Source organism: Pseudomonas peli (assembly GCF_050563605.1).
Classification (GTDB): domain Bacteria; phylum Pseudomonadota; class Gammaproteobacteria; order Pseudomonadales; family Pseudomonadaceae; genus Aquipseudomonas; species Aquipseudomonas peli_A.
Map to the genome: position 1 here is coordinate 1 of NZ_JBNXUH010000008.1, position 12,586 is coordinate 12,586.

10 protein-coding genes and 1 pseudogene are annotated in these 12,586 nt (G+C 61.3%); 3 read left to right on the plus strand and 8 right to left on the minus strand.

The features are described 5' to 3' along the window. Window positions 1–143: 143 nt before the first annotated feature. Window positions 144–1,382, plus strand: a pseudogene (locus ACQ4LH_RS11310) (two-component system sensor histidine kinase NtrB); the annotation flags it as partial. Window positions 1,383–1,384: 2 nt separating this feature from the next. After that, the gene (locus tag ACQ4LH_RS11315; RefSeq protein ID WP_430697267.1) at window positions 1,385–1,969 is read left to right on the plus strand and encodes a cob(I)yrinic acid a,c-diamide adenosyltransferase; all 585 of its coding nucleotides are present in this window, start codon (window positions 1,385–1,387) and stop codon (window positions 1,967–1,969) included. On the opposite strand, the gene ACQ4LH_RS11320 is transcribed toward ACQ4LH_RS11315, so the two are convergent. The 6 genes from ACQ4LH_RS11320 to ACQ4LH_RS11345 form a co-directional block, all read right to left on the minus strand. Beyond that, entirely contained in the window at window positions 1,966–2,859 is an 894-nt protein-coding gene (locus tag ACQ4LH_RS11320) for an RluA family pseudouridine synthase (protein ID WP_430697268.1), read from the minus strand. The genes ACQ4LH_RS11315 and ACQ4LH_RS11320 overlap by 4 nt on opposite strands. A gap of 34 nt (window positions 2,860–2,893) precedes the next feature. Beyond that, window positions 2,894–3,835, minus strand: a complete 942-nt coding sequence (locus tag ACQ4LH_RS11325) for a Nudix family hydrolase (RefSeq protein WP_430697269.1) — start codon at window positions 3,833–3,835, stop codon at window positions 2,894–2,896. Beyond that, window positions 3,832–4,464: a glutathione S-transferase family protein gene (locus ACQ4LH_RS11330; RefSeq protein ID WP_430697270.1), complete on the minus strand. Its 633-nt coding sequence runs from the start codon at window positions 4,462–4,464 to the stop codon at window positions 3,832–3,834. The genes ACQ4LH_RS11325 and ACQ4LH_RS11330 overlap by 4 nt, the downstream gene beginning before the upstream one ends. A gap of 126 nt (window positions 4,465–4,590) precedes the next feature. Beyond that, window positions 4,591–5,808: a bifunctional glutamate N-acetyltransferase/amino-acid acetyltransferase ArgJ gene (gene argJ / locus ACQ4LH_RS11335; protein ID WP_430697271.1), complete on the minus strand. Its 1,218-nt coding sequence runs from the start codon at window positions 5,806–5,808 to the stop codon at window positions 4,591–4,593. 138 nt (window positions 5,809–5,946) lie between these two features. Then, a complete protein-coding gene (gene secA, locus ACQ4LH_RS11340) occupies window positions 5,947–8,679 on the minus strand; it encodes a preprotein translocase subunit SecA (protein WP_430697272.1) in 2,733 nt (910 codons plus the stop codon). Window positions 8,680–8,796: 117 nt separating this feature from the next. Continuing rightward, entirely contained in the window at window positions 8,797–9,723 is a 927-nt protein-coding gene (locus tag ACQ4LH_RS11345) for a M23 family metallopeptidase (RefSeq protein WP_430697273.1), read from the minus strand. Window positions 9,724–9,804: 81 nt separating this feature from the next. Between ACQ4LH_RS11345 and ACQ4LH_RS11350 the strand changes: the two genes are divergently transcribed. Further along, a complete protein-coding gene (locus ACQ4LH_RS11350) occupies window positions 9,805–10,260 on the plus strand; it encodes a DUF721 domain-containing protein (RefSeq protein WP_311089229.1) in 456 nt (151 codons plus the stop codon). Between the two features lie 83 nt (window positions 10,261–10,343). Here ACQ4LH_RS11350 and lpxC read toward each other — a convergent pair whose 3' ends face one another. Further along, complete coding sequence (lpxC, locus tag ACQ4LH_RS11355; protein WP_305284023.1) at window positions 10,344–11,255, minus strand: UDP-3-O-acyl-N-acetylglucosamine deacetylase; 912 nt, start codon at window positions 11,253–11,255, stop codon at window positions 10,344–10,346. A gap of 112 nt (window positions 11,256–11,367) precedes the next feature. Continuing rightward, window positions 11,368–12,555, minus strand: coding sequence for a cell division protein FtsZ (gene ftsZ / locus ACQ4LH_RS11360; protein ID WP_160085453.1), 1,188 nt, complete (start codon window positions 12,553–12,555; stop codon window positions 11,368–11,370). Between the last annotated feature and the right edge of the window lie 31 nt (window positions 12,556–12,586).

Sequence of the window (12,586 nt, forward strand, 5' to 3'; positions counted from 1 at the left end):
AAACCGCGAAAAACGCGGCGCCCGGGCCGMTGYTTCCANCCCCCRGGCGGGGGCGCASMGASGCCCGGGNGAGCAGCASCCMAGGCGCGCCGGGGMCGCCGCGSGGGGGCCCTCCGMCCRGGCCCCAGCCCCGGGCAAAAAAAMCCCGCCACTCCAACCGCAAGCTGGAGCTGGAAGTGCAGGTGCGTGGCAAGATCGAGAAGAAGCTCACCGGCTTTCAGAAGTACCTCAACAGCATCATCGACTCCATGCCCTCGGCGCTGATCGCCCTCGACGAGCAGCTCTACGTCACCCAGTGGAACCAGGAGGCCAGCAGCCTTTCCGGTACCCGCCTGGACGAAGCGCTGAACCAGCCGATCTTCCTCGCCTTCCCGCCGCTGAAACCCTTCCTCACGCAGCTAAGACGCACCGTCGAGCAGCATCAGGTGGAAAAGATCGAGCGGGTAACCTGGGGCAGCAACGAGCAGCCACGCCACTTTGCCCTGACCTTCTACCCGCTCACGGGCGGCAGCGGTCGCGGCGTAGTGATCCGTATCGACGACATCACCCAGCGTCTGAACCTGGAAGAAATGATGGTGCAGTCGGAGAAGATGCTCTCGGTCGGTGGCCTCGCCGCCGGCATGGCGCACGAGATCAACAACCCGCTGGGGGCCATCCTGCACAACGTGCAGAACATCCGTCGGCGCCTGTCACCCGACCTGGAAAAGAACCGCGAACAGGCCGAACAGGCCGGCATCTGCCTGGAAGCCATCGACCGCTACCTCAACGCCCGGGAAATCCCGCGCCTGCTCGACGGCATCCAGCAGGCCGGCAGCCGTGCGGCGAAGATCGTCAGCCATATGCTCAACTTCAGCCGCCGCAGTGACCGCCAGCTCGCCCCCTGCCACCTGCCCGCGCTGGTTGATCAGGCGGTGGAAATCGCCAGCAATGACTTCGACCTGACCGAAAGCTTCGACTTCAAGAGCCTGAACATCCAGCGTGAATTCGAGGGCGACCTGCCCGCCGTGCCGGCCACCGCCAACGAACTGGAACAGGTGCTGCTCAACCTGCTGAAGAACGCCGCCCAGGCCATCCACCAGCGCGACGACAGCACGACCCCAGGGCAGATCACCCTTCGCGTACGCCTGGCCCCGCCCTGGGCGGAAATCCAGGTGGAAGACAATGGCGTCGGCATGCCCGAGTCGGTGCGCAAGCGCATCTTCGAGCCGTTCTTCACCACCAAGGAAGTCGGCCAGGGCACGGGGCTTGGCCTGTCGGTCTCCTACTTTATCGTCACCAACAACCACAAAGGGCAGATGGAAGTGCAGTCCAAAGCCGGTCAGGGCACCTGCTTCACCCTGCGCCTGCCCATGACCACCGCCACGCCCGACACAGGTCTCTAAACATGGGTTACCGCCTCTCGAAAATCTACACCCGCACCGGCGATGCCGGCGAAACCGGCCTGGCCGATGGCCGCCGCGTGACCAAGGACCACCCTCGGGTGGATGCCATGGGCGAGGTGGATACGCTGAACAGTCATATCGGCCTGCTGCTGGCCGACCTTGCCGAACAGCAAGCCCAGTGGCCGGGCCTGGTCGAGATCATCGAAGTGCTCGCACCCTGCCAGCACCGCCTGTTCGATCTCGGCGGCGAACTGGCGATGCCCGATTACCAGGCCCTGCAGGCTCCGGAAATCGAGCGACTGGAAGCGGCCATCGACAGCTGGAACGAAGAAGTCGGCCCGCTGGAGAACTTTATCCTGCCCGGCGGCTCGCGCCTGATTGCCCAGGCCCACGTGTGCCGCAGCCTGGCCCGCAGCGCCGAGCGCCGCTGCCAGCACCTGAACGCTGTAGAGCCGATTCGCGGCGTCGGCCTGGCCTACGTCAATCGCCTGTCCGACCTGCTGTTTGTCGCCGCGCGGCTGATCGCCAAACGCCAGGGGGTCGATGAAGTGCTCTGGCAAGCGGCTGCCAAAGAACCACACAACTAGAGCAGGCTGAGCTGGCTTTCGAAGCTACGCCGCTCTCCGGTTAGCGGATCATTAAACGCCAGGCCGCGGGCCAGCAGCTTTAGCGGTTTGTTGTAGTCATCAGGCGCATCCGGAGCATCAGTGACCTCGGGGTAGAACGGGTCATTGAGGATCGGTGCGCCCAACGCGGCCAAATGCACCCGCAGCTGATGCTTCTTGCCCGTTACCGGATACAGCCGGTACAGCCAGTGCTCACCGAGGCGCTGGGCGACCTCGATGCGGGTTTCAGTATTGGCCTCACCAGCCACTTCCTGCATGCGGAAGAACGGCTCGGCGCCCTCCAGCCGCGTCGCCCGCAGCAGCGGAAAATCCAGTTGCGGCAAAGCCGCCGCCAGCGCCTCGTAGCACTTGTCCATCTGCCGCAGGCGAAACAGCGCCTGGTACTGACCACGACTCTGCCGATTGGTGGAAAACAGCACCAGACCAGCGGTGTGCCGATCAATCCGGTGCAGCGGCACCAGATCGGCATTGCCCAGGCGCTTGGCCAACCGCGCCTGCAATGTCTGTTCGACGTACTCGCCGGCCGGCATCACCGGCAGAAAATGCGGTTTGTCGGCCACCAGCAGGTGTTCATCGATATGCAGCAGGGTTTCTTCGAAGGGAATCGGCGTCTCCGCTGGCACCTCGCGAAAGTAGTGCACCTTGAGTCCTTCGCGGTAAACCGCAGCCATGCCGAGCGGCTGTCCCTGCGCATCCAGCACCCGACCACGAGCGATCCGCTCCTGCCACACCGCCGGGGAAATCGCCGGGAAGTGCGCGCACAGGCACTCGAACACCGTCGCCCAGTTGCCACGCGGCAAATGCAGGGTGCTGGGGCGCATGTTGGACGGGGAACGGGCTTCAACAGGCATCAACGCACTCGATCAGGCAGACACATAAACAGACTCACTCGGGCCAGAACGCGCGAATACCCGCCACGCCCTGGGCGCCGACCTGCCAGGCCTGCTCTACATCGGCCGGGGTAACGCCGCCCAGCAGGTAGGCCGGCTGATTAAAGCCCTGCAGCAACTCGGCGACCTGCGCCCAGCCCAGCGGCTGCGCATCGGGGTGAGTCTGGGTAGCTTGCACGGGAGACAGGGTGATGAAGTCCACGCCCATCTGTGTGGCCAATTCCAGCTCTTGCGCCGAGTGGCAGGACGCCGCCAGCCAGCGCTGCGACGGAAACGGCCGGCCGCCTGCGCTCAACTCACGCAACTGCTGCGCCGTCAGGTGCCAACCTGCAGCGGGAAAGTCGCCCAGCCACTCCAACGGGCCCTTGAGCATCAGCTGCGCCTTGCCGGCACACAAGCCGAGTGCATCCACGGCAATATCACGGTACTGCGCATCGAACATTGCCGGGGCACGCAGTTGCAGCAGGCGGATGCCGCTCTTCAGAGCAGCCTGGATACCGCGCAGCAGCTCGGGCCCAGTCAGCCCCTCCGGGGTGATCAGATAACACTCGGGTAAACGTGCGGCCGTGACAATCGGCCGATTGGCTGCGGGAAACTCATAATCACCCAACTGCCGAGGGCTGACCCAGGCCAACGGCTGACCTTCGGCACCATGGGGCTCGCCGGTAAACGCCGAGACTTCCCAGACATCCAGCAACACCTGCTTGTCCGGGTAGTCATGACGCACCTGAATCAGCGGCCGCGCGGCGCTGGGGCGAATGCCCAGCTCCTCTTCCAGCTCCCGGGCCAGGGCTACCGGCACCGTCTCGCTAGCCTCGACCTTGCCACCGGGAAACTCCCAGAGGCCGCCCTGGTGCTTATCCTCGGGGCGTTTGGCGAGCAGAATCTGCCCATCCACGCCACGAATAACTGCAGCGGCTACATGAATACGCTTCACGCCAGATGTTCCTCCTGAGCAGCCTGGTACCAGCGCTGAAACGCCGGCCACTGATAGATCGTCTCGACATAGGCGGCAGCCTCTGCCGGCAGCGCCACCTGATAACTGCGCAGACGCGCTGCAACCGGGGCAAAGAACGCATCGGCCAGGGTTGGCTGGCCAAACAGGAAGCCGCCGGCCTGACCAAAGTGCTGTCGGCATTCAGCCCACAAGGCGCAGATACGCTGGATATCGGCCACGGCATCGGCCGGTATCTCAGCCAGCGCCTGGTTACGCTTGAGGTCCATCGGCAGATGGCTGCGCAGCGCGACAAAACCGCTGTGCATCTCGGCGCAGGCACTGCGCGCCAGCGCGCGGGCAGCCCGGGCTTGCGGCCACAGCTCCGCTGCAGGGAAACATTCGGCCAGGTATTCGCCAATCGCCAGGGAATCCCAGATCGCGCCGTCATCACTGATCAGCAGCGGTACCTTGCCGGTCGGCGAGTGCTGCAAAATCCGCGCGCGGGTATCGGGGCGGTTCAGAGTAATCAGCTGTTCGGCGTAGGGCGCGCCGGTCAGTTCCAGGGCCAGCACCGCACGCAGCGACCAGGACGAATAGGTTTTGTCGCCGATAACCAGAGTAAGTGACATGGGCTGCGCTCGCTGCGAGAAGGTCGCATGACCTTAAAAGGCGACTCCCGCAATAGCAAATTCCCGTTGCTCATAGGGGCATGAACAACGGGAATGCGGGTCGTCAAACAGCTGGTAAGTGACCGATCAGGTGCGGTATTCGGCGTTGATCTTCACGTACTCGTGGGACAGGTCGGTGGTCCAGATGGTCTCGCTGCAGCCACCACGGCCCAACTCGATGCGGATGGTGATCTCTTCCTTGGCCATCACTGCGGCGCCCTGCTCTTCGGTGTAACTGGCCGCGCGGCAGCCACGGCTGGCAATGCACACGTCACCGAGGAATACGTCGATCAGGCTGACATCCAGCTGCGCCACACCGGCGTAACCGACGGCGGCGAGAATGCGCCCCCAGTTCGGGTCGGAGGCAAACAGCGCAGTCTTGATCAGCGGCGAATGGGCCACCGCGTAACCGACATCCAGGCATTCCTGGTGGGTCGCGCCGCCGTTGACCTGCACGGTAACGAACTTGGTTGCGCCTTCACCGTCGCGGACGATGGCCTGAGCCACTTCCATGCACACGCTGAACACCGCCTCCTTGAGCTTGGCGAACAGGTCACCGCTAGCTTGGGTGATTTCCGGCAAGGCGGCCTTACCAGTAGCGATCAGCATGCAGCAATCGTTGGTCGAGGTATCGCCGTCGATGGTGATGCGGTTGAACGACTTGTTCGCCGCATCACGGACCAGGTCCTGCAGCACGCTGCGCGCAACCTTGGCGTCAGTGGCGATATAGCCGAGCATGGTCGCCATATTCGGGCGAATCATCCCGGCGCCCTTGCTGATGCCGGTCACGGTGACAGTGACGCCATCGTGAACAAACTGGCGGCTGGCGCCCTTGGGCAGGGTGTCGGTGGTCATGATGCCGGTGGCGGCCTCAGCCCAATGGTTCTCGGACAAGTCGTCGAGAGCAGCCTGTAGCGCGCCTTCGATCTTCTCGACCGGCAGCGGCTCGCCTATCACCCCGGTGGAGAACGGCAGCACGGCGCCCTCATCCGCGCCAGTCAGCTGAGCCAGGGCGGCGCAGGTGCGCATAGCATTCGCAAGGCCAGGCTCGCCGGTACCGGCGTTGGCGTTACCGGTGTTGGTCAGCAGGTAACGCACGCTGCCCTGCACACGCTTCTTGGCCAGAATCACCGGCGCGGCGCAGAACGCATTGAGGGTAAACACACCCGCTACGCTGGAGCCTTCGGCACATCGCATCACTACCACATCCTTGCGCCCTGGGCGTTTGATGCCCGCCGAAGCGATGCCCAGTTCGAAACCTGGAACCGGGTGCAGGGTAGACAACGGGCCAAGACCAACAGCCATAGAGAACGCTCCTTGAGATGGTAGGACTGATTGCGATGGTAAAACGCCGCGAGCGGTCAGACCGTTCGCGGCGTTAATCAAGCTGGGTCAAGCATAGCCAACTTCACTGTCGGCTCAACCCGCGCTACAGCGGTCGGCTTAGTTAACCTGACCGTGGCAGTGCTTGTACTTCTTGCCGGAACCACAAGGGCACGGCTCGTTGCGGCCAATCTTCGGCTCGGTGCGCACAGGCGCCACGGCAACCGCCAGATCACCCTCTTCTTCAGTGGCTTGCGGCAGCAGTGCCGAGGCTTCGGCGTGCTGGAACTGCATGCGCTCGGCCATGGCTTCGGCCTCGCGGCGCAGACGCGCTTCTTCTTCGATCGGATCTTCGCGGCGCACCTGCACATGCGACAGCACGCGGATGGTGTCGCGCTTGATCGAATCCAGCAGCTCCTGGAACAGGGTGAAGGACTCGCGCTTGTATTCCTGCTTGGGGTTCTTCTGTGCGTAGCCGCGCAGGTGAATGCCGTGGCGCAGGTGATCCATGGTCGACAGGTGGTCTTTCCACAGGTCGTCAAGTACGCGCAGGAGAATCTGCTTCTCGAAGGTACGCAGGGCTTCGGCGCTGGCTTCGTTTTCCTTCTCGTTGTACGCGTTGACCAGCTCTTCGAGAATGCGCGCACGCAGGGTCTCTTCATACAGCTTGTGGTCATCGTCGAGCCATTGCTGGATCGGCAGGCGCAGGTTGAAGCTGCTGTACAGCGCCTCTTCCAGGCCGGCGATATCCCACTGCTCAGGCAGCGACTGCGGCGCGATATGTTCGTTGATGGTGTTATCCAGCACTTCCTGACGGAACTCGGCGATGGTCTCGCCGATGTTGTCGGCAGCCAGCAGCGTGTTGCGCATGTGATAGATCACTTTGCGCTGCTCGTTGGCCACGTCGTCGAATTCCAGCAGTTGCTTACGCATGTCGAAGTTGCGCCCTTCAACCTTGCGCTGCGCCTTCTCGATGGCGTTGCTGACCATGCGGTGCTCGATGGCTTCACCGGACTGCATGCCCAGGGCCTTCATAAAGTTCTTCACCCGATCCGAGGCGAAGATGCGCATCAGGCTGTCTTCCAGCGACAGGTAGAAACGGCTGGAACCCGGGTCACCCTGACGGCCGGAACGACCGCGCAGCTGGTTGTCGATACGGCGCGATTCATGGCGCTCGGAGGCGATCACATGCAGACCGCCCGACTCGATCACCTGCTGGTGACGCTTCTGCCAATCGGCCTTGATCTGCGCGATCTGCTCAGGCGTGGCATTTTCCAGGTTGGCAACTTCAACTTCCCAGTTGCCGCCCAGCAGGATGTCGGTACCGCGACCAGCCATGTTGGTGGCAATGGTCAGCGCGCCCGGACGACCGGCCTGGGCAATGATTTCCGCTTCCTTCTCGTGGAACTTGGCGTTGAGCACCTTGTGCTCGATGCCTTCCTGATTGAGCAGCCGGGACATGTGCTCGGAAGTTTCGATGGTGGCCGTACCGACCAGCACCGGACGCCCGAGGGCCATGCTTTCCTTGATGTCGGTGACGATGGCGGCGTACTTCTCTTCCGCCGTCAGGTAGACCAGGTCGTTGAAGTCCTTACGCGCCAGGGCACGGTTGGTCGGGATCACGATCACCGCTAGGCCGTAGATCTGGTGGAACTCGAACGCTTCGGTATCAGCAGTACCGGTCATGCCGGACAGCTTGTTGTACAGACGGAAGTAGTTCTGGAAGGTGGTCGAGGCCAGAGTCTGGCTCTCGGCCTGGATCGGCAGGCCTTCTTTGGCCTCGATCGCCTGGTGCAGGCCTTCGGACAAACGACGGCCGGGCATGGTACGGCCAGTGTGTTCGTCGATCAGCAGCACCTGATTGTTCTGCACGATGTATTCAACGTTGCGGTTGAACAGCTTGTGCGCACGCAGGCCCGAGTAAACGTGGGTCAGCAGGCCCAGGTTGTGCGCCGAATACAGGCTCTCGCCCTCGGCCAACAGGCCAACTTCGGTGAGCATTTCTTCAACATACTGGTGGCCAGCTTCGTTCAGCTCAACCTGACGGGCCTTCTCGTCGACCTTGTAGTGGCCTTCCTGCGTGACCACGCCCTCTTCTTCCTCAACATGCAGCTTGAGGCGCGGGATCAGCTTGTTGATCTCGGTGTACAGCCGCGAACTGTCTTCGGCCTGGCCGGAGATGATCAGCGGGGTGCGCGCTTCGTCGATCAGAATGGAGTCAACTTCGTCGATTACGGCGAAATTCAACTCGCGCTGGAATTTGTCTTCCAGGCTGAAGGCCATGTTGTCGCGCAGGTAATCGAAACCGAATTCGTTGTTGGTGCCATAAGTGATATCGGCGGCGTAGGCTTCACGCTTCTCTTCCGGCGGCATAAAGGGGGTAACGATACCCACGCTCATGCCGAGGAATTCATACAGCGGACGCATCCAGTTGGCGTCGCGGCGGGCCAGGTAATCGTTGACCGTGACCACGTGCACGCCCTTGCCGGACAGCGCATTGAGGTACACCGCCAGGGTCGCCACCAGGGTCTTACCCTCACCGGTGCGCATCTCGGCGATCTTGCCTTCATGCAGGGTCATACCACCAATCAACTGCACGTCGAAGTGGCGCATGCCCATCACCCGCTTACCGGCTTCGCGGGCTACCGCAAAGGCTTCGGCAAGCAGCTGGTCGAGGGTTTCGCCTTTGGCCAGACGGGCTTTGAACTCCTCCGTCTTGGCACGCAGTTGCTCATCGGAAAGGGCAAGCATCTGCTCCTCGAAGGCATTGACGGCTTGTACCGCCTTGAGCATGCGTTTGACTTCACGCTCGTTCTTGCTTCCAAAGAGTTTTTTCAACAAAGGCGCAAACATATCGACAGGATCTTCCAGGCGTATGGATTGAGGGCGGCTGAACAGCGACCCATGCAGCCTTTATGGCTGCGTGCGAAGGGGGCATTCTACCCGGAAACGCAAACGAGGAAAGCGGCGTTATTCGACGTCGTTAACCCGGGCTATATAGCTGGCTGGATTGACCACTCGGCCATCCTTGGTCACTTCGAAATGCACATGGTAACCACTGGCGCGGCCGCTGCGACCGACTTTGGCAATCGTCTGGCCACGCTGCACCAGATCACCGATCTGCACCTGATTGCTCTTGTTGTGCGCATAAAGTGTGGTGTAACCGTCAGCGTGGCTGATCTCCACAGTATGCCCATAACCCGACTTGACCCCAGAGAAACTCACTACGCCGGCCGCAACGGCCACCACATCACTGCCCGGCTTGGCGGCAAAGTCGACACCTTTGTGCTGAGTATTGCGCCCGGTCAGTGGGTGCACGCGACGACCGAATGGCGAGGACATATAGCCATGGCGCACCGGCATACCAGACAGGTATTCGGCCTCATTCAGCTGACGCTCGCCGATCAGTTGCTCCAGCACTTCCAGCAGTTGCTCGCGGCTGTCCAAGCGCAAGCTCAGTCGATCGAGCTCATCCATAAACGGCGGCGGCGCATACGCGGCGTCACCCAGAGCATCTTCCGCACCGCCCTGGCCAACATTGAGAGAGAAATCGAATTCGCTGGCATCCAGATCCGCCAACTCGGTGAGGCGTGCGCCCAAGGCATCCAGACGGGTCAGCCGCGCCTGCAGCTCGGCCACATGCACAGCGAAGGCATCCAGCTGACGCTGCGCGTCACGGCGCACTTCGCCGACTTCGGCGCGCTGCTGGTCCATCGCTTGGTTGAGCTGGGCGTCATCATGTATCTCAACCGTTGCCGGCGCCCACCAGGCACCAACGGCCACACCGCTGGCCAGCGCAGCGCCGAGTGCCAGCAGCAACGCCAGCAATAACCAGCGCAGATCCAGACTGAGCGAACGTGCGGCACCGTGGTGCCGACTAAGTAGAATGATATGCACGGCCTTCCCCTAGTGGTGAAGCGTCAGTCGGCAGCAGCGATTCTGCTACCATGGCGGCTTCACTTTTTCAGGCGTCCTGCCATGACTTTTCGTCCTTTGCCGGCCCGAGCTCCCGCCGCGCTGTTGCGCGAAGCGAAGCCCCTGAAGGCGCTGTTCAATCAAGCGCAACGCATTGATCGCCTGCAACACCTATTGGAAAGCCAGCTACAGCCTGCTGCTCGCGAACACTGCCATGTAGCGTCATGGCGCGAGGGTTGCCTGCTGCTGATAATCACCGATGGCCACTGGGCCACGCGTCTGCGCTATCAACAAAAACGCTTGTTGAAACAGCTGCAGGCACTCGAAGAATTCGCGACCTTAACGAAGATCCTGTTCAAGGTGCAACCTCCGACTGCCGAAAGGCGTGCACCGGGTCGCACAATCAGCCTATCCAGCAGCGCTGCGGAAAATATCCAGGCCACCGCCGACGGCATCAGCGACCCCAAGCTACGCGCCGCCCTGGAGCGTCTGGCCAAGCACGGCAAACCCAGCGAGTGATTACTTTTATGCCTGCTAAAACTTAGGCAAAAAAGAGGCCACCCGAAGGTAGCCTCGAAAAGCAAAGTAAGGAGGGTATTGCGTTACACGGCCGCAACCGGGCGCATGTAAGAGATTGGCGCGGTGTTGGGGTCATCGAAAGTGACGACTTCCCATGCATCGGTTTGCTCGATCAGGGCGCGCAGCAGGCGATTGTTAAGCGCATGCCCCGACTTGAAACCCTTGAACTCGCCAATCAGGCTGTTACCCAGCAGGTAAAGGTCGCCGATCGCATCGAGAATCTTGTGTTTGACGAACTCGTCCTCGTACCGCAGGCCGTCTTCGTTCAACACACGGAACTCATCTACCACGATGGCGTTATCTACGCTGCCGCCGAGTGCCAGGTTCTGTGAACGCAGGAACTCGATATCACGCATAAAACCGAAGGTGCGAGCGCGGCTGACTTCTTTCACAAACGAGGTGCTGGAGAAGTCCACGCTGGCCGACTGGGTGCGATTGCGGAACACCGGGTGATCGAAATCGATCTCGAAGGTCACCTTGAACCCTTCGAAAGGCACGAAGGTGGCGCGCTTGTCGCCCTCTTCAACTGTCACTTCACGAAGGATGCGGATGAACTGCTTGTGGGCGTCCTGCTCTTGCAAACCAGCAGATTGAATCAGGAATACAAAGGGACCCGCACTGCCATCCATGATCGGGACTTCGGACGCGGAGAGCTCGACGTAGGCGTTATCGATGCCCAGGCCAGCCATGGCCGAAAGCAGGTGCTCTACCGTATCCACCTTGACATCACCATTGACCAGAGTGGTCGACATGGTGGTTTCACCAACATTGCCTGCACGCGCGGGAATTTCCACGACAGGGTCCAAGTCGGTACGACGGAACACGATACCGGTGTCCACGGGTGCCGGCTTCAGGGTCAGGTATACCTTTTCCCCGGAATGCAGGCCGACGCCAGTGGCGCGGATAATGTTCTTCAGGGTGCGTTGTCTGATCATGGCTTTGGCCGCTATAGCACTAGTTGCGAATTGTTTTCAACAATGGCCGGCGATGATAGCAGAACCGGCCTTTGCTGAACACCAATCACCCCAATACTCCTGATACATTTCATCAATCGGCCTGACGACGCAGAAACGCCGGGATATCCAGGTAATCCAGGTCATCCTGCGGATTCAGCTTGGCCGCAGTGGCTGCGCCGCCGTGGCTTTGACGCTGAACGGTCGGACGCTCGTAGTCCTTGTAATTGACGCTCTGCTCGGCACGCGCCGGGGCTGCTGCGTTGCTGCCAGTGCTGGCAGAAACTTGCACAGTATTGTCGATAACCTTGACCGGCTTCTCGATACGCGCACCCAGACCAGTAGCAACTACAGTGACGTGCAGCTCGTCGCGCATGTCCGGATCGATCACAGTGCCGACCTTGACGGTGGCGTGCTCGGAAGCGAACTGCTCGATGATGTTACCCACGTCGGAGTACTCACCCAGGGACAGGTCAGGGCCGGCGGTGATGTTCACCAGGATGCCGCGCGCGCCTTGCAGATTGACGTCCTCCAGCAGCGGGTTACGGATCGCCGCTTCGGTGGCTTCACGTGCACGGTTCGGACCGCTGGCGCAGCCAGTGCCCATCATCGCCATGCCCATTTCGCTCATCACGGTTTTCACGTCGGCGAAGTCGACGTTGATCATGCCCGGACGTTTGATGATGTCAGAGATACCGCGCACGGCACCGGCCAGTACATCGTCAGCCTTGGCGAAAGCCGACAGCAGGCTGGCGTCCTTACCGAGGATGGTCAGCAGTTTTTCGTTCGGGATGGTGATCAGCGAGTCGACGCTTTCCGACAGTGCGCGGATGCCTTCTTCGGCGATCAGCATGCGCTTCTTGCCTTCGAACGGGAACGGACGGGTCACCACCGCAACGGTGAGAATGCCCATTTCCTTGGCCACCTGAGCAATTACAGGGGCTGCACCGGTACCGGTACCGCCGCCCATGCCCGTGGTGATAAAGACCATATCGGTGCCTTGCAGCACTTCAGCGATACGCTCGCGATCTTCCATGGCCGCCTGACGGCCGACTTCTGGATTGGCACCCGCGCCGAGGCCCTTGGTCACCGCAGTGCCCAATTGCAGCACGGTACGTGCGCCGATGTTTTTCAGTGCCTGTGCATCCGTGTTGGCGCAGATGAACTCAACGCCTTCAATGTTGTTTTTCGCCATGTGATTGACAGCATTACCGCCGCCGCCACCCACGCCGATGACCTTGATAACCGCACTAGCTGGAGCGCTGTCTACGAGTTCGAACATTTTCCCTCTCCTTTACTTTCTAGTTGTAACG

What these genes read in the sequence shown, in the direction of transcription:
- ACQ4LH_RS11315 (WP_430697267.1), top strand. Translation starts at nt 1,385, where the DNA reads ATGGGTTACCGCCTCTCGAAAATCTACACCCGCACCGGCGATGCCGGC.
- ACQ4LH_RS11320 (WP_430697268.1), bottom strand. Translation starts at nt 2,859, where the DNA reads ATGCCTGTTGAAGCCCGTTCCCCGTCCAACATGCGCCCCAGCACCCTG.
- ACQ4LH_RS11330 (WP_430697270.1), bottom strand. Translation starts at nt 4,464, where the DNA reads ATGTCACTTACTCTGGTTATCGGCGACAAAACCTATTCGTCCTGGTCG.
- argJ (WP_430697271.1), bottom strand. Translation starts at nt 5,808, where the DNA reads ATGGCTGTTGGTCTTGGCCCGTTGTCTACCCTGCACCCGGTTCCAGGT.
- secA (WP_430697272.1), bottom strand. Translation starts at nt 8,679, where the DNA reads ATGTTTGCGCCTTTGTTGAAAAAACTCTTTGGAAGCAAGAACGAGCGT.
- ACQ4LH_RS11350 (WP_311089229.1), top strand. Translation starts at nt 9,805, where the DNA reads ATGACTTTTCGTCCTTTGCCGGCCCGAGCTCCCGCCGCGCTGTTGCGC.
- lpxC (WP_305284023.1), bottom strand. Translation starts at nt 11,255, where the DNA reads ATGATCAGACAACGCACCCTGAAGAACATTATCCGCGCCACTGGCGTC.
- ftsZ (WP_160085453.1), bottom strand. Translation starts at nt 12,555, where the DNA reads ATGTTCGAACTCGTAGACAGCGCTCCAGCTAGTGCGGTTATCAAGGTC.